Below are 20,380 nucleotides of genomic sequence, written 5' to 3'. Positions count from 1 at the left end.
TACTCAAACAAAGGTTAAAATATTTGTGCATTATTCACATATCGTGTCAGAAGCACACAACGACCACAACATATTGTATTTCTTGTACAATATGTTCAAATTTCGGGCAATAAATTATGCAAATCAGCCCACAATTTTATGTAAAATGCCAAAATGGGTTCATTCAGCTAATCTTAATTATATCAATTTCTCTGTATTTTGTCAAGGATGTTAAACGTTTAAGATAACATAAAAACGAGGCTTGCGGAGGATTTAGTCACCTTAAACAAACTATAAAATCATTTTTTGTGCATTTCGCAATAAATCTTGTCAAAAAAGGTTGAAAACTCTGTAGCCGTCAAGATTTTAGCTTTCAATTAATAATAATTTTACATTTTGAAGAATAAAATCCGAAAAATTTCTACCGATATGCACAAAAAACATTTGATATATTTATTTAAAATATGCAAAAGCAAAACTGTTCTTAACATTATGTAAAAGGAGGCAAAAAAAACTATACAAAAAGGCATTTGTGCAATTTGAACCTATAAAAAAAGCCAAATATGAAAGAAATAAGCCTGCAATATGACGTAATATTCCCGTAAAAAACATTAAACATTGTCCTATTTATCATACAGTTTTCACATAGACAAGTATAATATTAGATAACGAAACAAGAAAGCCCCACAAGGGGCGGTTAAAATTGACTACCACGGCTCACGCCGCTGACATACCAGGAGGTTTTCATCATGAATGAATACAGAAACAACAACTTAAATGATAACAATAATAACAATTTTGAGAATAGCTATACACAGCAAAACGGATATAATCAATATCAGGCTCAGGCAGGCAGCGTGAATGAGTTCACATACAATCCTAATAAGAAAAAGTCAAAGGGCAAGAAGGTGCTTTCAGGCATTATTGCAGTGCTTTGCGTTGCAGCTATCGGAACTACTTCCATTGTAGGCTACAATCTTGTTACAGGAAAGAACGCTGTAGGCTCATCAAACAGCGGCACCGTTGTTTCAAAGGACGACAGCTCATCAAACAGTGCAAAAAGCACTGTTGACCGTTCAAATCTGCCAACTATCCAGCAGCTCTCAACTCCGTCCGACGCACTGACTATCCCTGAGATAGTAGAGAAAGTTTCACCTTCTGTTGTAGGCATCTCCTGTATCCTTTCAAACGGCACTGCAACAGGTTCAGGTATCGTAATGAGCGAGGACGGCTACATCGTAACCAACGCACACGTTGTTGACGGTGCACAGTCTATTTCAGTTGTGCTTCCTGACAGCTACAACGATACTTCAAGCAAATCAGATGACAGCAAATCAAGCTCTGACAGTAGCTCTGATGACGATGAGGACAACCTCACATACACAGCTACCCTTGTAGGCAAAGACACTCAGACTGATATCGCAGTTTTGAAGATAGACGCAAAGGGACTTACAGCCGCTGAGTTCGGCACATCTGCAGATCTTCAGGTAGGTGAAGCTTCTATCGTAATAGGCAACCCACTTGGCTTCTCACTTGCAAACTCTGTAACAGCAGGTATAATCTCCGCAACAGACAGAACGCTCACTGTTGAGGACAGGACAATGAATCTTATCCAGACAGACGCTTCTATCAACAGCGGTAACTCAGGCGGACCACTCATCAACGCATATGGTCAGGTAATAGGCATCACCTCTGCAAAGGTATCATCATCAGTGGGCGAGGGACTTGGGTTTGCTATCCCTATCGACGAGGCGCTCCCTATTGTTGAGGACCTTATGAAGAACGGTTACGTTACAGGCAGACCTAGCCTTGGAATTTCAGGTACAGACATCACAAGCGCATATTCATCTTACTATGGTATCCCACAGGGCTTCCTTGTAAAGAGCGTTACTAAGGGAAGCGGCTCTGAAAAGGCTGGTATTCAGGAAAATGATATCGTTATAGGCATAAACGGAACTGTTATATCAAACATCAGCGAGCTGAATGAGATAAAGAACAAGTGCAAAGTCGGTGACACTGTTCAGCTTACTATATACAGAAACAAGAAAATGATAAATGTTGACGTTGTTCTCGGCGAGTCCACAGAGGACACTTCTGAGTCAAATGACAACGACCAGAACAACAATAACAATAATAATAACAATAACAACGACGACTACAACGATTACTATGGAAACTATGGCAATGGTCTTGGCGGCTATAATTACGGCTACGGTTTCTAAATAACAAAGCTTTCTTCATATTTTTCATATTCTTTTACTTCAGGGAAAGAGCTGTTCCGAGAGATCGGGACAGCTTTTTTCTTGACTTTCTTCTTGACAGAGGGTCAAAGCAGTGTTATTATAATAAGGTATACTATTAAGGCAACACCGCACAAAGCCCACCTGACGGTATTGCCTTAAACGAGTACACTTCTTTATTTTGCAAAGGTCGGTGATTTTATGACAAAAGAAGAATATCTTGACTTTTGCGGTTCTATTGCAGGTGCGACATATGACCAGCCTTTCAACGAGGACTTTCAGTCCACTGCACTGCGCCACTGGGACACGAAAAAGTGGTTCGGGCTTTTGATGCTCCACAATGACAGGTGGATAGTAAACTTAAAGCTAAAACCCGAAGAAGTGCTGTTTTACAGGGATATCTACAAGGGCGTGACGGAAGCTTATCACATGAACAAGGTCCACTGGATAACATTGTATCTCGACAGCGACGTGCCAACAGAGGAGATAGAAGATCTTACCCTCAGAAGCTTTGAGCTTACAAAGAGTAAAGATAAAAAGAAAACCAAAAAGCGAAAGGAAGCTTTATAAAATGAGAACTTTTTCAAAATCAAGCAAGCTTGATAACGTGTGTTATGATATAAGAGGTCCTGTTATGGACGAAGCAAATGAAATGATAGCAAAGGGAGAAAAGATATTCAAGCTCAATATCGGAAACCCTGCTCCGTTTGCATTCAATGCCCCTGACGAGATAATACAGGCAATGACAGACAATCTGAGAAACGCTCAGGGCTATTCCGACTCAAAGGGCATAACAGAAGCAAGACAGGCTATTTATGATTATGCACACTTTAAGGGCATACCTGTTGAAAGTCTTAACGACATCTACACCGGAAACGGTGTTTCCGAGCTTATCACAATGGTAATGCAGGGTCTTCTCAACAACGGCGACGAGGTTCTTGTTCCTGCCCCTGACTATCCGCTGTGGACAGCTTCCGTTACTCTTGCAGGCGGTACTGCCGTTCACTATATTTGTGATGAAAGCTCCGAATGGTATCCTGACCTTGAGGACATGGAAAAGAAGATAACAGACAAGACAAAGGCTATCGTTATCATCAACCCTAACAACCCGACAGGTGCGGTATATCCAAAAGAAATACTTGAAAAGATAGCAGACATGGCAAGACGTCATGAGCTTATCATATTCTCAGACGAGATATATGACAGACTTCTTATGGACGGCGTTGAGCATACTTCTATCGCTTCACTTTGCCCTGACGTTTTCTGCATCACTCTTAACGGACTTTCAAAGTCACATCGTATCGCAGGCTTCCGTGTAGGCTGGATGACCCTTAGCGGTGATAAGAGCAGAGTAAAAGGCTACATAGAGGGTCTTAATATGCTTTCAAGCATGAGGCTTTGTTCAAATGTACCGAGCCAGTATATAATCAAATATGCTCTTGGTGATTACACAAAAACTGACGATCTGCTCCTGCCGGGGGGACGTATCTACGATCAGAGAGAGTATATCTACAACGCACTTAACAGCATTGACGGTCTGTCGGCTGTAAAGCCTAAGGCGGCATTCTATATCTTCCCTAAGATAGACGCAAAGCGTTTCAACATCACAAATGACGAGCAGTTCGTGCTTGATTTTCTCCGTGATAAGAAGATACTTCTTGTTCATGGCGGCGGCTTCCACTGGGAACAGCCTGACCATTTCAGGATAGTTTATCTTCCTAAGCTTGAAGATCTTGAATACTCCATGAATGAAATGAGAGATTTCCTCAAAGACTACAAGCAGAAATAAAACTGTAGAGCGGACAGTGTTCGCCCAATATGCTTTTATGCTCATACCATACATCTACAAACACAGACACGAGGTACAAAAATGTCAAAACTTTGCAAATCATGTGGAAACTATTATGAGGGAGATCACTGCGACAAGTGCGGCTATGGCGACCCAAACTTAAAGACCCACGCCGCCGACAAATACAAAAAGCCCACAAAGCCTGAACGTTTCAGGACGGAGGAGGAAAAAGAGCTTTACGCCGAGTGGGAAAAGGAGAAAAAAGAGGACACTGAGATAAAGCGTCACTATGATCCCAACGCAGGCAAAAAGACCCTTGCCATTGTGGCGGTAGTTGTTATAGGCGTTATCGTGGCTGTGCTATACAAAAGCGGAGTTATTTTCAGCTCCACAAAGACAGAGGTAATAGAAAAATACTTCAAGTCCATACAGACAAGCGATTTCGACTCATTCGTGGAGTGCTTTCCAAAAGAGATGAAGAACGAATACGAACAGCAGCGAACCGAAGGCGGATATGGCAAAGAGCAGGTCATGAAAGAAGTCCTTTACGGTGATTTCATTGAAAGCTATGGTTCTGATTACACTATTGACGTATCTTTCGGAAGAGAAACAAAGCTTAAAAAATCTGAATATGACCTGAGCGAATACAAAAGCTTTTACGGCTCTGCACCGAATGTTTCAGAGGCTTATGAGATAGTAACGAACGTGACTTTCAAAGGCTCAAAGGGCAGTGAGGACGCAAAGCTTTACATCTACGTTGGAAAATGCAGCGGAAAATGGTGTATTTTCAATATCACGCAGGATAACGGCATTGTTGACGAGGACACGGGGCTTAAAACTTCAGAAAATTAAATAGCACAAAGCAAAACCGCCACGGAGAAAGATCCGCAGCGGTTTTTTTGTTTTGCGATAAAACCTATATGGTGGGACGTCGTATTTCTGTAAAACAGAAATTGAGTCGCTCCCCTACATATAAGTAGGGTAATTATACGCTTCTATGTGATATTATCTCTTCTTAAAAGCAAATGACTTTCTTGTTCTCTGCTTTCCGCCTATTGACATTGTGAATATCTTGTCGCTCATGAAGATTTTCAGTGCGACAGTCATGCACACTACAAGAAGTACTATCTGATAGATAAGTCCCCCTGCATAAAAGCTGTAGTTGCCAAACATCACGTTCTCGCTTGCCATAAAAGTATGGGTGAACGGTATAGCATAGACGATATACTTTATAACAGGTGAAAGCGTTCTGATATCAACTACCATTGCAAGAAGATATGGTATCATTGCGGAGAAGGTTATAGGCAAAAGCATTGTCTGGGCAGATTTTGCGTCTTTTGCAAGTGCTCCTAATACCATCGAGAGTGACAATGAGATAAGGATAGACACAAACATCTGTATTCCCACAAGAACATACTGTCCGATGCTCATAGTAAGGCCAAGGTTTTCCATTGCAGATTCATATGCTGAGGTATCTCCCATGCCCTCAGTAAGACCGCCTGTCATTTTGCTCATGCCGAACATATAGACCACAGCCTGCAAAGCCGCAACAACACCTGCGGCAAGCATTTTTGACGCAAGGACTGAAAGTCTTGAAACAGGTGCGGAAAGAAGCGTCTCAAGGGTCTTGTCTATTTTCTCGGTAGAGATCGCGCTAAGTATCATCTGAGCCGAGAACATTATAAGAACGAACATTATTATAGGCACTACCATGCTCTGTGCCGAGCAAAGGGACATCACTACAGAACTGCTCACTTTATCTGCCTTGTCGCCAACAACCGTTGTTTCAGAAAGCAGTACAGGGTCTTCAAGCTGATTCATTTCGTCCTCTGTCATTGCGCCGCTTGAAAGCTTATCCTGATAGATAGTTGATTTTACTGCCTGCTGTATAACTGCAAGGGCAGTGTCCGAGCCTGTGTTTATATTTGACATGGTTGCAAGAGAGGTCATTCTCTGAACATATCCAACGTCTGCCTTTTTATGCTGTTTTACCTGCTCTGTAAAGCCTTTTGGTATTATCACAACGCTGTCCTGATCGAGCCTTTTAAGCTCTGCGGCATAGTCGTCAGACTTTATATCTACAACTGTTATCTTACCGTCACCAGCCTTTGCAGTAGCTTTCAGAGAGTTTAAAACGTTTTCTGTGAACTCTGTTTTGTCAAGGTCGCAGATAGTAAGGTCGGAAGCCTTTTCGGCACTGTCGCTTATTGCCCCTGACATTGCCTGACCCGCCATAACAAGCACCACTACTGTGACTATCATTGTTATAATAGTTTGCAGGCTGAGCATTTCCTTTAATTCCTTGCGGAAAAGACTATAAAACTTCACGGTCAAGCACCACCCTTTCAAAGACTTCTTCAAGGTTCTGAACGCCATATTTTTCAATAAGCTCCGCAGGCTTGCCGACCTCCAGCAACTCGCCCTTTGCAATTATACCCACTCTGTCTGAAACATACTCTATTTCAAGCATATTGTGGGAAGAAAGCAGAAAGCTCATGCCCTCAGAAGCAAGCTTTTTTATCATTCTTCTTATTTCAAGGGCGTTTATAATATCAAGTCCCGAAGTCGGCTCGTCAAGGATAGCCAGTGCAGGCAGTGGCATTATCGCCCTTGCAAGGAGAAGCTTTCTTGCCATACCACGGGAATAATTTGATATTTTATCATTAAGCCTGTCACCAAGCTCGCATATCTCACAGCCACGCTTAACAAACTCGTAAGCCTGTTCTCCGTTGTCGGCATAGATAGAAGCCATGAACTCCAGATATTCTCTGCCTGTCATGGTCTTATACGCACCAGCCTCGTCAGGGAGGTATGTAATGCTTTTTCTTACCATATCAGGTTCGGTGAGAATACTATGTCCTGCCACGATAGCGTCGCCCTCTGTTGCCTGCAAAAGTGTTGATATCATTCTTATGGTCGTGGTCTTTCCTGCACCGTTTGGACCTATCAGCGCAAATATCTCGCCCTTTCCAACGTCAAAAGTGACGTTATGGGAGGCGTAAATGCCTTTTTTGTACTGCTTTGAAAGCCCTTTGACCTGTAAAACGGTTTCCATCGTTTCCCCATTCCTTTCTTTGTCTGTATCATTGTATTTTTTTGTGAATAAATCAAGTATAGCACACCACGTTCCAACTGTCAATTGACATTTGTCATGTACTGCTATGTAAATATGATTTGCTAATAGTATACACTGTCTACGGCACGATGTCAATAGCGGTTTTCACCAAAACAGGCATGATTTTTATTATTTATGCGTTAGAATGTAAAATTCACTTACTTTGTGAGATAAAGTAAACCACGTTACACAATGATTACAAATCAAATAATATTCTGTACATTTTCAACTCTTTCAAGTACGTTTTTTTGGATATCACAATGTAATGATTTGATTACATTTTGGTTACAGACAAGGGTAAAAAAACGGACGATTGTTGAAAACTTTATAATTTTCAACACCAAATTGCTGTTATAGCATGAGTTTTAAACATTTTCAACATAGTTTTCAACATTTTCAAAAGTTTTCAACTGTAGTTTTCAACTGTCCAAAAAAGCTCTTGTTACCGTTTTTTAATCATTTGTAATTTATTCATTTTTCGTACTTCTATAGTAAATAGGGAGGATTTATTACATTTTCACCAATGAACGAATTTAAAATTTGTGAAGTATTTAAGTTTTAAAATAGGCTTTTGCTGTTTACAAATGAATGAAAATATGTTAAACTTATAATAAATATGAATGAAAAGTTACAATATTCATTATAGGAGGAAGATTATGGGAAAATTAATCGACCTGAAGAAAGCCGCCGCTGTGCTGCTGACTTCGGTAACACTCATGTCGGCTGCGGCGGCACTGCCTGTTGTGGACGAAACACCGCTTCTTTCGCAGACGGCGATAACTGTTGAGGCGGCAAGCATCGGAAAAGTCACAGGGCTTACTTCAAAAACACTTAGCAACAGCGAGATAAAGCTTAGCTGGAAAAAGGTCAGCGGAGCTTCGGGATACTCAGTTTGTATGAGAAAAAACGGTAAATATCCGCAGATCGCAGACGTAAAAAGTGGCTCGACCCTCACATACACTGTGAAAAATCTGCCAAATGCTACCCGTGAAAACTTCAAGGTAAGAGCCTACAAGACCGTGAAAGGAAAAAAGGTATACGGTGCATATTCCGACAACTGGAACACCGCCACGAACCCACAGCCTGCAAAGGGTCTTAAAGTATCAAGCGTTTCCTATAACAGCGTAAAGCTTTCATGGACAAAGATAGGATGCACAAATTACAGAGTATTTCAGCTTAAAAATGGTCAGTGGAAAGAGATCGCAAAGACCACAGGCACAAGCTACACTGTAAAAAATCTCAGCCAGAAGACCACATACAAGTTCAAGATAAGAGCCTGCAAGACAGACGACAAGAAAGCCAACCACTACGGAAAATATTCTGCAGAGGTATCGGCTACCACATCTAAAGCTCCTGCTGTTTTGACCCCAGTTTCACAGCATGGTCAGCTTTCTGTAAAGGGTGCGAATATTGTTGACAAGAACGGCAAGGTATTCAAGATAAAGGGTATGTCAACTCACGGCATCATGTGGGAGGATTTTTCCGATATCCTTACAAAGGACTCACTTAAAGTTCTCAGAGATGACTGGAAGGTCAACACCATAAGAATCGCAATGTATACTTATGAATGGGGCGGCTACTGCACCGAGAACGGCAAGTATCAGGCGCAGGCAAAGCAGAAAGTCAAGACAGGCGTTGAGAATGCAAAATCTCTTGGTATGTATGCTATAATCGACTGGCACGTTCTCAACGACAGAAACCCTAACAACCACAAAAATGAAGCTATCAAGTTCTTCACAGAAATGGCTAAGACCTACAAGGACTACAATAACGTTATTTACGAGATCTGCAACGAGCCTAACGGCGGTGTAACATGGACAGGCGGCATAAAAAGTTACTGCCAGAGCGTTGTAAGCGCTATCAGAAAATACGACAGTGACGCTATCATAATTTGCGGTACAGGCACATGGAGTCAGGACATAGATCAGGTACTTGGCAACAAGCTTTCAGACAAAAACTGCGTTTATGCTCTTCACTTCTATGCAAACACTCACACTGATTGGCTGAGAAACAGACTTCAGAACTGCTACAAAAAGGGACTTCCTGTTCTTGTATCTGAGTTCGGAACTTGCGATGCAAGCGGAAACGGCGGATATAACTCAACAGAAAGCACAAAATGGCTCAAGCTTCTCGACTCACTAAAAGTAGGCTACATAAACTGGTCAGCCTGCGGAAAGAGCGAAACGGCTTCCGCATTCAATAGCGGTACGAACCTTAAAGCTATAAAGAGCGGCACTTCACAGCTCACAGCAAGCGGCAAGTTCGTTCGTGATTGGTACAGAAACCACTGATAACACAAAAGACCTCTCTTGGTGGGAGGTCTTTTTTTTGCACAGAAACTAACGATAAGCGGGCGACCCAAGGTCGCCTCTACACTATAAAAACACAGCCGAGGGGCATTTACCTCTCGGCTATTGTTATTTTATATCATATCACAAAGAACAGTGCCGTTCTTATAACTGCTGTAAAAAGCATAGCATAGAACGATGTACCAAGCAAAAGCTGATTTGCCCAGAATATATCGTTAGGCTCGCATGGCTTTAGATTTCTGCCTATAACAGGCTTTCTTACAAGCTGTCCGCCGTAATACTCATCACTGCCAAGCTGTATACCCAATGCACCTGCACACACCGACTGAGTTTGCGCTGAATTAGGACTAGGGGATTTTCTTCTGTCTTTTTTGTATACCTGAGAAGCGTTCTTGCTGTCAAGGTGAAGATAAGAAACGTTCATTTTCATAAGCAGGGCGGCTATTCTTGCAGGTATAAAGCTGAGAACGTCGTCTAGCTTTGCAGGGAATTTGCCGAAGTTTATGTATGTGTCTGTTTTATAGCCCACTGTGTTGTCGATAATATTCACTGTTCTGTAGAGTATTCCGCCCAGACCTCCGAATATCGCAGACCAGAAAATAGGTGCGACCGCCCAATCTGTGGTGTTCTCTGCAACCGACTCCACCGTACTTTTTATAACAGCGTCAATGTTCATATCGTCGGTGTCACGGAAGGTCACTTTTTTTACCTTGCGCTGTGCCGAAGAAAGATTGCCTGCCCTTGCAGCACGCATCACTCCCCCTGCCGCAGTTTTAAGGGACTTTACAGAAAGTGCTGACCAGCACATTATGCCCTCGAGGAAAATGCCAAGTGCGGCATTTAGCTTATAGCCCACAAATAGAAGAAGCAATGCCACAGCGGCAACTATAAGAAGCACTATCACTGTCATCATAAGACCTGCCATGCGCTGTGCTTCAGGAGTATTTTTATAGCTGTTTCTGAAAGACTTATCAAGCTTTGCCACAAGTTTTTTTATAAAATACTGAGGATAGACCACTACTTCAGGGTCGCCAAGGAGCATATCCAGCGCAAAGCCAAGCGCAAGCGCCGCCAGTGAATTTATCAACATATATACATATCCTTTCTTCAGGCAATAATTACTTATGATAATTATATCACAACATTTTCTGATTTTCAATACCTTTATGCTCTGATTTTAAGGGATAAGGCACAAAAAAGGGCGGTCAGAGCCGCCCAAATAAAAGTCTTTCAAAAAAATCATAAACTAAGATGCGAACACTTTTTGCCCCTACACTGAATAGATATATCCATAAGCTTTTGTGATAACTGTATTATTTGCATATCTCCGAAAGCTTTTCAAGCATAAGATCCATTTCCTCGTCTGTGCCGATAGTGATTCTCAGGAAGTTATCTATTCTCGGCTTGTTGAAATATCTCACGAAGATACCATTTTCACGGAGGTATGTGAAGATCTCCTTTGCGGAGAGCTTTTCATGTTGTGCAAAAAGAAAATTCGTTTCGCTGTCAAGGACGTTGAAGCCCATTTCACGCATTTTTTCCGCTGTTCTATCCCTTGTTGCCTTGACCTTTTCAACTGTCGCCTTGAAATAATCCTCGTCAGAAAGGCTTGCAACGGCAGTTTCTATGGCTATCTGGTCGAGAGGATAGGAATTGTATGAGTCCTTTACAGCCCGCATATAGCTGATAAGCTCAGCACTTGCAAAAGCCATGCCCACTCTCATGCCTGCAAGGGAACGTGACTTTGAGAAAGTCTGTGTTACAACGAGATTATCGTACTCTTTCACAAGCTCCACGCAGGAATATCTGCCGAAATCCACATATGCCTCGTCGATTATAACAATGCTGTCCTGATTGTTTTCAAGAAGTTCTCTTATAAATTTCTCACCCACACCAAGGCTTGTCGGAGCATTAGGGTTTGGTATAACAACGCCGCCGTTAGGCTCTTTGAAGTCCTCGATATTTATTACAAAATCATCGTCAACGCTCTTAGTCTTGTATGGTATTTTCAGAAGCTCACACCACACAGGATAGAAAGAGTAAGTTATATCAGGATAAAGTATAGGCTTATCAGAGTTGAAAAATGCTCTGAAAGCTGTGGCAAGCACATCATCTGAGCCGTTTCCGCAGAAAACATTCTCGCTTTTAAGCCCAACACGCTCCGCAAGCGCCGCCCTAAGAACAGACGCGTCAGCACTAGGATATTTTCTAAGCTCCGCTATGGTCTTGCCTTCCAATATCGCCTTTACCTTTGGTGACGGCGGATAAGGGTTTTCATTTGCATTGAGCTTTATTATCTTATCGTTTTTAGGCTGTTCCCCTGCAACGTATGGCTCTATATTTATAAGGTTTTTTCTCCAAAGCTTTTCGCCCATTTTACATTATCCTCTCTATATTTTATCATAGTAAAGTATTAATATAAAATATTATAGCACATACCGCTTATGTTGTCAAATAAAAGCCGCCTAGCTTTCAAAGTAAGCCTGTATAGACTGCAAAACGCCGTCATAGTAATATGCGTTCACGCTCATGGAATCGCTCTTCCAATCAAGAAACTGATCTTTGCCGTTTCTGTCGCTGACCTCAGGTGTGCCGAGAATCGCAGCCATCTCCTCAGGAGTTGAATTTTTTGTTATACCGAATATTGAGCAGTCGCTTTCGGTGGTGAAACTCATTCTTATCTTATGGAGGGTATGATCGCTGTTGAGCCAGAAGTCGAAGATGATGATATTATCCACAGTCGAGCTTGTTTTTCCGTAGCAAAGAGCAGACTCGTATTCATCGTCAGGGGTATCCACCATTTCTGCTCTTACATCATCAATAAGCTCATTGCCTGTGAAAACGTGGTCTATGCCCTTATAGCTTACGCTTATATCCTTAGGCAGAACAGCGTCTGAAGTAAGGTCAAGTGCCTTGAGGTCATCATATACCTTTACTCTGTTCTCATCAGTGTTTACAGTGCTCTCGCCCGGTGTTGTTATGCCTGTATACTCAGATGTGAAAACCGCCTCTCCGTCTTTTTCGTGTATTTCTTCCTGCGGATAGTTTTTGCTGTAGTATGTGAAATCGGAAGCCGAGAAGTAATCAAGCACTACGTCATACTCTTCGTAATTACTATATGTTTCCACCACGCCGAGTGAAATTGTATAGTCAACGTTCTCCCAATACATTGTATAGCATTTATAATCGTCCATGCCGTCATATTCGCTGTCCATATAAATGCTTGTAGGGCAGCCCATTTTGTCGATTATTTTATCAAGATCTTCTTTATTGCTGTAGCAGCCGTAGCTTTCATACTCCCAGTCGGAGGTATCCACAGCCTCTTCTAAAGGTATGGTAATGCTCCAGCTGTTTTCCTTGAGAATGTCAGCCACACTTGCGTCACGGTCAAATGGGTTTGCACCGGTAAGGTCGTAGTTTGTTTGGCTCTCATCTGATGAAACGAAGGTTATCTCAACGTCACTGTTTTCACCTATCATTTTATCAATGCTCATAATATCACTAGATCTGCCAATATCGTCGCCGTACATTTTCATATTGGCATTGCCGCCGTCTATGGCACTAAGGTCAACAGGCACTGATATTTTGTTGCCGAAAATATCCTGCGGCAAAGTATCTGACGGCGTACCACCATTAAATCCGTCTATCCAATATAGATTGCCGTCTTTGTTATCGTTAGCGGTATCAGACAGGGTCTTATCGCCCTTTGAAGCTGTGCTGTCATTTTGTGAAGAAGCAACAACAATATCATTATTATCATCGTCATCACTATTATTTGAACTAAGCATTACCGCCGCTGTGATACCTCCGCCCACAACTGCCACGGCACAAACGCCTGCTATTACTTTTGCTTTTACTGTTGAAAACATTCCTTTTCCTCCCGATATAGTTTTTGTTGATGTTACGCTATCGGGAACTGCATTAGCGGCTGAGGCTGAGCCTGTGAAAACGGTAAGTTTCGGAAGAACGGTGTTTGAAGCCTCTTTATTAAGAAGCTTTGAAAGAATAAATACAGGCACGACAGCATGAAGTCTGTCGTTGTTGTTTTCCTCGTATATAAGCACCGCCTCCTTTATCTTTTTTCTTGCGGCACTAAGACGGGAAGTTACTGTACCTGTGGTGCAGTTCATTACCTCTGCTATCTCAGGCACTGTGAGCATATCAAAATAATACAGTATCACCGAACGCCTTTGCTCCTCTGTGAGAACAGTGTCGATAATATCCATTATTATCTTTCTTTTAGCGTCATTGCTCACATATTCCTCCGGGATAAGCCCTTCGTCAGGGATCTCCTCTATTATCTCCTCTGAGTTGTCCTCAGGGGCGGAATTGTTTCTAAAGTGCATTTTGCAGAGATTTATCCCTATCCTGTTTACCCATGCTGGAAAATTCTCAGGCTGTGCAAGAGTGCCAAGCTTTTGAAGGGCTGTAAGATAAGTTTCCTGAGTGATATCCTCTGCAAGCTGTGGGTCGCCAAGAAGCTTCAGGCAGCTAAAATACACTGTTCTGCCCGTTTCTTCATAAAGCGCACCGAACGCCGCCTTGTTTCCCTGTGCCGCCTGCAATACAAGCTTTTTGATATCATCTTTTTCCATGTTTTTGACCTGCTCTTTCTTTCCGAATTGCCGTTTTCTCGTCCGCTGTTTTATCAGTCCCGACATTAGTTAGATGCAAAACGCAGACGATTTGTTGAGCAAATTCAAAATCTTCATATATAATTTACTTATGGTTAATATTTGTTATTATAATATTACAGAAATAATTATATCACATAACAAAATGCCTGTCAACGAGCAAAAAAATATCCCCCACAGATGTGAGGGATAGGTTTTTTTAGAACATACCTGCAAGATACATTCTGCTTTCATAAAGCTTTTTTGAATTTGTATCGAAGGCAAAATGATATCTGTAGAGAGGTGTAAGCCCTGCGGCATTTTTCTCACCTGCAACATATGCAACGAAAACATCAGGGTCAGTGTCGCTGTTCACACAGTATGTTCCGCTCATTGACATATCGCCCTGTGAGTAAACATAGGAAAGATAGTTTCCTGAAATGCTGTTCTCGCCCTTTGAGATGCCCTGAGAAGCAAGCATATCCTGCACTGATTGTGCTGAATAATCATCTATGTTGTCATATATCTCATCAAGTTTCTTTGTGCTTGTGACATCATAGCAAAGCCTTGTTGGCATAGCGGTCGGTATCCAAGCAGGGGTGTAAATATCGTTTGACATAGGCGTTTCCTCTGCCCATACCACATAGCTGTCTGCAAGAGATACCTGTCCGTCAGGGTTTGTTAGATTTGCAACATAGACCGTTATCTCATCTCCCTGCGGCTCGACCTTTGGGATAAGGGTCATGTAATAGCTATCCCACCATTCACCGCCGAAATAGTTGTCAGCACCTACACGATAATTGAGCATTTCGCCCTTTTTATCCTCATAGTGACCTCCATCGCAGTATACAAAGCTATACTCGTCAGCATATTTTGCATAGAAATCAGACGTCTTTATATATCCGCCCACCTGCATGATGTCACCGTTGAGCTGAACAAGACCTGACGAAAGATCAGCATTTTTTATCTCGTCAGACACAGTGTAAACAGCCATTTCAAGCTCGCTGTTTGAATTTGTACCGCTTGCATCATCGTCAGTAACATTATCTTCATTATCAGCATTTTCATCAAGTTCGTTTAGGTTGTCCTCTATCTCCTGCTCGTTCACTTCCCCCTGTGCGTCTGTCTGAACGGCTGTGTTTGGCTTATCAGCATCTGCTGTCTTATCTCTGTTTGCAAGCACCACCGCTGTGATACCTCCGCCAACTACTGCCACTGCGACCACACCTGCTATTACTTTTGCTTTTACTGTTGAAAACATACCTTTTCCTCCCGATTTACTCATTGTAGTATTTTTATCGGGAACAACTTCCGTGGCTGACGCCTTGCTGAAAACGGATAATTCAGGCAGCTTCAAATGCTGACATTCCTGCATAAATATCTTTGACAGAACAGGTATAGGCATAACAGCATGAAGCCTGTCATTGTTTTTCTTTTCGTAAATAAGCACCGCCTCCCTTATCTTCTTTCTTGCAGCGCTAAGACGGGAAGTGACAGTGCCAACAGAACATTCCATTATCTCTGATATCTCAGCCACGCTCATCATATCAAAATAGTAAAGTATTATTGTCTGACGCTGTTCGTCAGTGAGAGCGATGTCGATAATGTTCATTATTATCCTGCGTTTTTCTTCGCTGTCGGCATAATCGTCAGGGATAAGCTCGCTGTCGGGCGTATCGTCGATTATCTTTTCCGACTCATCCTCCGCAGTGCGGGGATTTTTCCTGAAATACATTTTGCAGTTGTTTATGGCAATGCGGTTTACCCATGCTGAGAAATTCTCAGGCTCTTTAAGGCTGTCAAGCTTTTCAAGAGCTTTCATGAAAGTGTCCTGAGTTATATCCTCTGCCTGCTGAGCATTTCCAATAAGCTTCAGGCAGTTGAAATATACGCTCCTGCCCGTTTCTTCGTAAAGCTCGCCGAAAGCTGCTCTGTCACCCTGTCCTGCCTGCAAAACAAGACGTCTTATCTTTTCCTTTTCCATTTTTTCTACCAAGCTTTCTTTTTATTATCGAACAAAAATATCCGTTTTCAGCACTCGGTTATTGTTCCGACATCACTTAGATGTTTGCTGAAAACGGAATATTGAGCAAATATAAAACTTAATATATTGTTTACAAAATATTAATCAACATATTCTCTGACTCTGAGATGTATACCCACGCTGTCAGCAACCGCTTGAGATTTTTTTATCTCCTCTTCGCCGATTATATCAACCACAGTGAGCATTACCTCAGGCACGAACTCTTTCACTCTTTTTGCAAAAGAGAGCATTTCTTCAAAGCAGTTCACGCCCTTGAATGACGGTCTTGTTATCTCGTCATAAGCCTTTGCGTCAGAAGCGTTAAGGCTTATTGAGATTATATCAACAAGTCCCTTGAACTCAGCAGGAGTTTCACGCTTGTTGATAAGGTCGCTAAGACCATTTGTGTTGATCCTTATAGGTGTCTTTGTAACAGACTTTATATACTTTGCAGTTTCTTTGAGTATTTCAAGCTCACAGGTAGGCTCACCATAGCCGCAGAAAATAATTTCCTTGTAGCTGTCAAGGTCACGCTTTTTGATGTTGTCTATTACCTCTTCGGCAGTAGGCTGATGTTCAAGCCACAGTGGGTCAGAGCCATAAGCACCGTCGCCGTTGTGACGAATACAGAATGTGCAGTTGCATGGACACTTGTTTGTGATGTTGAGATAAAGCTTATCGCCTATCTCATAAGAAATATTCATAGCTTTTATCATTATAATTACCTCTTTTTTGTAATATATCAAAGTATCAGAGCAGACAGGCGACCAAAGGTCGCCCCTACAGAGAAATCATCGCCGCAGGCGATACCTTAATTCCTCATTCCTCACTAATATCTATTCTCTTATCTGTCCGTTGCCTGAGATAAGATACTTTGTGGTGGTCATTTCTCTAAGACCCATAGGACCTCTTGCGTGAAGTTTCTGTGTGGAAATGCCTATCTCAGCACCAAGACCGAACATTCCGCCGTCTGTAAATCTTGTTGAGCAGTTTACATATACTGCCGCTGAGTCAACACGCTTTTGAAATTCCTGTGCCGCAAAAAGGCTTTCCGTAACGATACACTCAGAATGTCCTGTGGAAAATCTGTCGATATGTTCAAGGGCTTCCGCCATGTCGTCAACGACCTTGATAGAGATTATATAGTCAAGAAACTCTGTTGCATAATCGTCATCATCAGCAGGAGTAACGTTTTCAGGACCAAGTATCTGCCTTGTAAGCTCACAGCCTCTTATCTCAACGTGGTGCTTGTCAAGTCTTTCTTTAAGCTTCGGGAGAAAATCCTCTGCGATATCCCTGTGAACAAGACAGCTTTCAACTGCGTTGCATACAGACGGACGTGAGGTCTTGCCGTTATCAACAATGTTCACAGCCATTTTTATATCCGCACTTGCGTCAACATAAACGTGACAGTTTCCTGTGCCGGTCTCGATAACAGGCACAGTGGCAGACTGTACAACAGCCTTTATAAGCTGTGCGCCTCCCCTTGGGATAAGGACATCAATATAATCATTAGCTTTCATCATATCAAGAGCGATGCCTCTGTCAGTATCCTCCACAAGCTGAATGATATCAGGACTGAAGCCTGCCCTTTCGACAGCCTTTCTCATTAGGTCGGCAAGCATTTTGTTTGAGTTTATTGCTTCCTTTCCGCCCCTGAGTATAACAGCGTTTCCACTTTTAAGGCAAAGTATAGCGCCGTCTACAGTAACGTTAGGTCTTGCCTCGAAAATAATTCCGATAACGCCCATTGGCACTCTTACCTTTTCGATCTTCATGCCATTTGGTCTTGTTGAGCCTGAAACTACCTCGCCCACAGGGTCGTCAAGCTGTGCAAGCTCCTCGCAAGCCTTTGCCATGCCCTCTATACGGCTGTCATTGAGTGCAAGTCTGTCAAGCATTGCCTCAGACATTTTCCTCATTCTGCCGTTTTCAAGGTCCACCTTGTTTGCTTCGATAATATCGTCCTTGCAAACTCTCAGGATATGTGCGATTTCAAGAAGTGCGTCATTTTTCTGTGTTGTTGAAGCGAAGGCGATATCCTTTTTGCAAGCTTTTGCTTTCTGTCCCAAAATATCGATATAACTCATTTTTACTATACCTCCCCGTTAGCTGTAAAAAGTGTTCCTATAGGTTTATTTTCAAATACCTTATACAAATGTCTTGGATCACGTCCGTTCATGATGATAAGATCTATTCCGCCATTTTTGCATATCTCAGCGGCTTTTATCTTTGTCGCCATTCCGCCTGTACCAAGTGAAGAACCTGCACCCCCTGCAATAGCCTTTATCTCCTCCGTTATCTCAGGCACAACAGGGATAAGCTCAGCGTCATCATACTTATGAGGATCTTTGTCAAAAAGTCCCTCGATATCAGACATTATTATAAGAAGGTCTGCATTAGCAAGCACCGCAACATTTGCCGCAAGAGAATCGTTCTCGCCCATTTCAAGCTCCAGCTCATCAATAGACACCGTATCGTTCTCGTTCACAATAGGGATAGAACCAAGCTCTATAATGCGGTTAAGGGCGTTCTGCACATTTATGCGTCTGTCCTCAAGAAGAATATACTTTGTAAGCAGAAGCTGAGCCACATTAAGACTGTATTCAGAGAAAAGATTATCGTAAAGATACATAAGCTCACACTGACCCACCGCCGCACAAGCCTGTCTTGTGGGAGTGTCCTTGGGTCTTTCCTTTATGCCCAGCTTTGCTCTGCCAAGACCCACCGCACCGCTTGATACAAGGATTATCTCATGTCCTGCATTTTGCAGATCGGCAAGAGTTTTAACGAGCTGTTCCACACGGCGTATGTTCAAAAGCCCTGTGCTGTGAGTAAGAGTAGAAGTTCCTACCTTTACCACAACTCTTTTCTTTTTTGTCATATCTATCATTTTCATCATGTCCTTATTGTTATTTTCCGTTGACAACGTTCTGCGGCGTACCCTCTATCCACATTTTCAAGTTCTGCGCAACAGTTTCAAGAAGCCTTTCTCTCGTCTGCTTTGGCGCCCACGCTATATGTGGGGTAACAGTGCAGTTTTTCACGTTTCTGAGCGGGCAGTTCTCACTCATTGGCTCGTTTGTGAGAACATCAATTCCTGCCCCTGCAATGACTTCATTTCCAAGAGCCTGTGCAAGAGCCTTTTCGTCCACAAGACCGCCTCTTGCAGTGTTGACGAAAAATGCTGACTTTTTCATCATGCCAAGGCTTTCGGCATTTATCATTTTCTCATTATCCTTTGTAAGAGGACAATGGAGCGTCACTATATCAGAGGTCTTTAGAAGTTCTTCAAGGCTTACCGCAGGCGTGCCGTCAGTTATTTTCTGAGGTGAGCGTGTAAAGGTGATGACCTTCATGCCGAACGCTCTTGCTATCTCAGCAACTTTCTTTCCTATGTCGCCATAGCCTACTATACCAATGGTTTTTCCTGCAAGCTCATAGGTAGGGATACCAAAATATGAAAACAGCTTATAATTCACCCAGCCACCCTCGTCAACTTTCTCGGCATATTCTCTTATCTTGCTGAAATAGTTGAGGATAAGTGCAAAAGTATGCTGAGCAACTGCGTTTGTAGAATATGCAGGCACATTGCAGACCACTGCGTCATGCCTGTCTGCGGCGGAGAGGTCAACATTATTATATCCCGTTGCAAAAAGACCGACGTATTTCAGGTTTTTGCACTTTGAGAATACCTCCTCTGTTATAAGGCACTTGTTACATATAACGGCGTCAGCGTCGCCTATCTTTTCTGCGACCTGTTCATTTGGTGTAAAACCATAAACAATGCTTTCACCAAGGACTGTTATTTCCTCCAGCGACACATCGTTTCTTGAAACTGTTTCAGAGTCAAGTATAACTATTTTCATTCTTCATCTTCCTTTTGAGCAGTTTCCGACTTTTCCTCGGCATTCTCCAAAGCCTTTTGCTTTTTAGCAAACCTATGGGAAATAAAAGCTGTTGCCGCAAGAAGCGCTACCTCTGCACCGAAAAGCATACCGATAACAAAGCTTTTTGTGGTAAACTGAGTAACTATAGTAAGGTCGATAGCTATCATTAATGTAAGATAATGATAAGAACCTTTCCTTATGAACTGAGTTATATATAAAAGCGTAGCGATAACGCAGAATATCATATGCACCTTGAAAGGCAAGGGGGCATAAACGTTCTGCAAGGTCGCAGTTTCCGCCGCCAGTGTTTCTATCACACTATCATCTCCTAAAGCATTTTTTTATCATACTAAGATATTATACCACAGTTTTACGTCATTTGCAATAGATTTGAGCCTTTATAACGGCTTTATAAAACAAAA

Annotated in this window: 16 protein-coding genes; 5 read left to right on the top strand and 11 right to left on the bottom strand. The window is 42.3% G+C overall.

All coding sequences use genetic code 11. The annotated features are described in order from the left end of the window. Positions 1–728: 728 nt before the first annotated feature. From AB5627_RS01180 to AB5627_RS01165, 4 genes are all read left to right on the top strand, one after another. Complete coding sequence (locus AB5627_RS01180; protein WP_022287231.1) at positions 729–2,201, top strand: S1C family serine protease; 1,473 nt, start codon at positions 729–731, stop codon at positions 2,199–2,201. A gap of 219 nt (positions 2,202–2,420) precedes the next feature. Then, complete coding sequence (locus tag AB5627_RS01175; protein WP_022287230.1) at positions 2,421–2,789, top strand: MmcQ/YjbR family DNA-binding protein; 369 nt, start codon at positions 2,421–2,423, stop codon at positions 2,787–2,789. A 1-nt stretch (position 2,790) separates the two neighbouring features. Beyond that, positions 2,791–4,008: a pyridoxal phosphate-dependent aminotransferase gene (locus AB5627_RS01170; RefSeq protein WP_195249125.1), complete on the top strand. Its 1,218-nt coding sequence runs from the start codon at positions 2,791–2,793 to the stop codon at positions 4,006–4,008. An 81-nt stretch (positions 4,009–4,089) separates the two neighbouring features. Next, complete coding sequence (locus AB5627_RS01165; RefSeq protein ID WP_195246969.1) at positions 4,090–4,860, top strand: hypothetical protein; 771 nt, start codon at positions 4,090–4,092, stop codon at positions 4,858–4,860. A gap of 153 nt (positions 4,861–5,013) precedes the next feature. On the opposite strand, the gene AB5627_RS01160 is transcribed toward AB5627_RS01165, so the two are convergent. Both AB5627_RS01160 and AB5627_RS01155 read right to left on the bottom strand, forming a co-directional pair. After that, complete coding sequence (locus AB5627_RS01160; RefSeq protein ID WP_368369622.1) at positions 5,014–6,336, bottom strand: ABC transporter permease; 1,323 nt, start codon at positions 6,334–6,336, stop codon at positions 5,014–5,016. Next, a complete protein-coding gene (locus AB5627_RS01155; protein ID WP_368369621.1) occupies positions 6,323–7,063 on the bottom strand; it encodes an ABC transporter ATP-binding protein in 741 nt (246 codons plus the stop codon). The genes AB5627_RS01160 and AB5627_RS01155 overlap by 14 nt, the downstream gene beginning before the upstream one ends. 716 nt (positions 7,064–7,779) lie before the next feature. Between AB5627_RS01155 and AB5627_RS01150 the strand changes: the two genes are divergently transcribed. Beyond that, on the top strand, positions 7,780–9,414 hold the full coding sequence (locus AB5627_RS01150) for a cellulase family glycosylhydrolase (RefSeq protein ID WP_368369620.1): 1,635 nt from the start codon (positions 7,780–7,782) through the stop codon (positions 9,412–9,414). A 136-nt stretch (positions 9,415–9,550) separates the two neighbouring features. On the opposite strand, the gene cbiB is transcribed toward AB5627_RS01150, so the two are convergent. The 9 genes from cbiB to AB5627_RS01105 all read right to left on the bottom strand — a co-directional run bounded on the left by cbiB (position 9,551) and on the right by AB5627_RS01105 (position 20,275). Beyond that, positions 9,551–10,522 carry an adenosylcobinamide-phosphate synthase CbiB gene (gene cbiB, locus AB5627_RS01145; RefSeq protein WP_022287224.1) on the bottom strand — a complete coding sequence of 324 codons (972 nt, stop codon included), beginning with the start codon at positions 10,520–10,522 and terminating at the stop codon, positions 9,551–9,553. Between the two features lie 223 nt (positions 10,523–10,745). Continuing rightward, the gene (gene hisC / locus AB5627_RS01140; protein WP_022287223.1) at positions 10,746–11,807 is read right to left on the bottom strand and encodes a histidinol-phosphate transaminase; all 1,062 of its coding nucleotides are present in this window, start codon (positions 11,805–11,807) and stop codon (positions 10,746–10,748) included. 90 nt (positions 11,808–11,897) lie between these two features. After that, a complete protein-coding gene (locus AB5627_RS01135) occupies positions 11,898–14,027 on the bottom strand; it encodes an RNA polymerase sigma factor (RefSeq protein WP_022287222.1) in 2,130 nt (709 codons plus the stop codon). Between the two features lie 238 nt (positions 14,028–14,265). Further along, positions 14,266–16,029 (bottom strand): RNA polymerase sigma factor, encoded by a 1,764-nt coding sequence (locus AB5627_RS01130; RefSeq protein ID WP_368369619.1) that lies wholly within the window; start codon positions 16,027–16,029, stop codon positions 14,266–14,268. Positions 16,030–16,169: 140 nt separating this feature from the next. Further along, on the bottom strand, positions 16,170–16,784 hold the full coding sequence (locus AB5627_RS01125) for a TIGR04100 family radical SAM protein (protein ID WP_022287220.1): 615 nt from the start codon (positions 16,782–16,784) through the stop codon (positions 16,170–16,172). Positions 16,785–16,904: 120 nt separating this feature from the next. Continuing rightward, the gene (locus AB5627_RS01120) at positions 16,905–18,158 is read right to left on the bottom strand and encodes a glutamate-5-semialdehyde dehydrogenase (RefSeq protein ID WP_022287219.1); all 1,254 of its coding nucleotides are present in this window, start codon (positions 18,156–18,158) and stop codon (positions 16,905–16,907) included. A gap of 5 nt (positions 18,159–18,163) precedes the next feature. Continuing rightward, entirely contained in the window at positions 18,164–18,961 is a 798-nt protein-coding gene (gene proB, locus AB5627_RS01115; RefSeq protein ID WP_022287218.1) for a glutamate 5-kinase, read from the bottom strand. A 19-nt stretch (positions 18,962–18,980) separates the two neighbouring features. Beyond that, positions 18,981–19,937, bottom strand: a complete 957-nt coding sequence (locus AB5627_RS01110; protein WP_022287217.1) for a D-2-hydroxyacid dehydrogenase — start codon at positions 19,935–19,937, stop codon at positions 18,981–18,983. After that, positions 19,934–20,275, bottom strand: a complete 342-nt coding sequence (locus AB5627_RS01105) for a hypothetical protein (RefSeq protein ID WP_022287216.1) — start codon at positions 20,273–20,275, stop codon at positions 19,934–19,936. The genes AB5627_RS01110 and AB5627_RS01105 overlap by 4 nt, the downstream gene beginning before the upstream one ends. Positions 20,276–20,380: the final 105 nt, after the last annotated feature.

Source organism: Ruminococcus sp. RTP21198st1_G1_RTP21198_201120 (assembly GCF_040924265.1).
GTDB classification, from domain to species: domain Bacteria; phylum Bacillota; class Clostridia; order Oscillospirales; family Ruminococcaceae; genus Hominimerdicola; species Hominimerdicola aceti.
The sequence above is the reverse complement of the archived record's forward strand: the minus strand, read 5'-3'. Positions and strand labels throughout refer to the sequence as shown.

Coding starts and splice junctions, on each gene's coding strand:
- AB5627_RS01180 (WP_022287231.1), top strand. CDS start 729: ATGAATGAATACAGAAACAACAACTTAAATGATAACAATAATAACAAT.
- AB5627_RS01175 (WP_022287230.1), top strand. CDS start 2,421: ATGACAAAAGAAGAATATCTTGACTTTTGCGGTTCTATTGCAGGTGCG.
- AB5627_RS01170 (WP_195249125.1), top strand. CDS start 2,791: ATGAGAACTTTTTCAAAATCAAGCAAGCTTGATAACGTGTGTTATGAT.
- AB5627_RS01165 (WP_195246969.1), top strand. CDS start 4,090: ATGTCAAAACTTTGCAAATCATGTGGAAACTATTATGAGGGAGATCAC.
- AB5627_RS01155 (WP_368369621.1), bottom strand. CDS start 7,063: ATGGAAACCGTTTTACAGGTCAAAGGGCTTTCAAAGCAGTACAAAAAA.
- AB5627_RS01150 (WP_368369620.1), top strand. CDS start 7,780: ATGGGAAAATTAATCGACCTGAAGAAAGCCGCCGCTGTGCTGCTGACT.
- cbiB (WP_022287224.1), bottom strand. CDS start 10,522: ATGTTGATAAATTCACTGGCGGCGCTTGCGCTTGGCTTTGCGCTGGAT.
- hisC (WP_022287223.1), bottom strand. CDS start 11,807: ATGGGCGAAAAGCTTTGGAGAAAAAACCTTATAAATATAGAGCCATAC.
- AB5627_RS01135 (WP_022287222.1), bottom strand. CDS start 14,027: ATGGAAAAAGATGATATCAAAAAGCTTGTATTGCAGGCGGCACAGGGA.
- AB5627_RS01130 (WP_368369619.1), bottom strand. CDS start 16,029: ATGGAAAAGGAAAAGATAAGACGTCTTGTTTTGCAGGCAGGACAGGGT.
- AB5627_RS01125 (WP_022287220.1), bottom strand. CDS start 16,784: ATGATAAAAGCTATGAATATTTCTTATGAGATAGGCGATAAGCTTTAT.
- AB5627_RS01120 (WP_022287219.1), bottom strand. CDS start 18,158: ATGAGTTATATCGATATTTTGGGACAGAAAGCAAAAGCTTGCAAAAAG.
- proB (WP_022287218.1), bottom strand. CDS start 18,961: ATGATAGATATGACAAAAAAGAAAAGAGTTGTGGTAAAGGTAGGAACT.
- AB5627_RS01110 (WP_022287217.1), bottom strand. CDS start 19,937: ATGAAAATAGTTATACTTGACTCTGAAACAGTTTCAAGAAACGATGTG.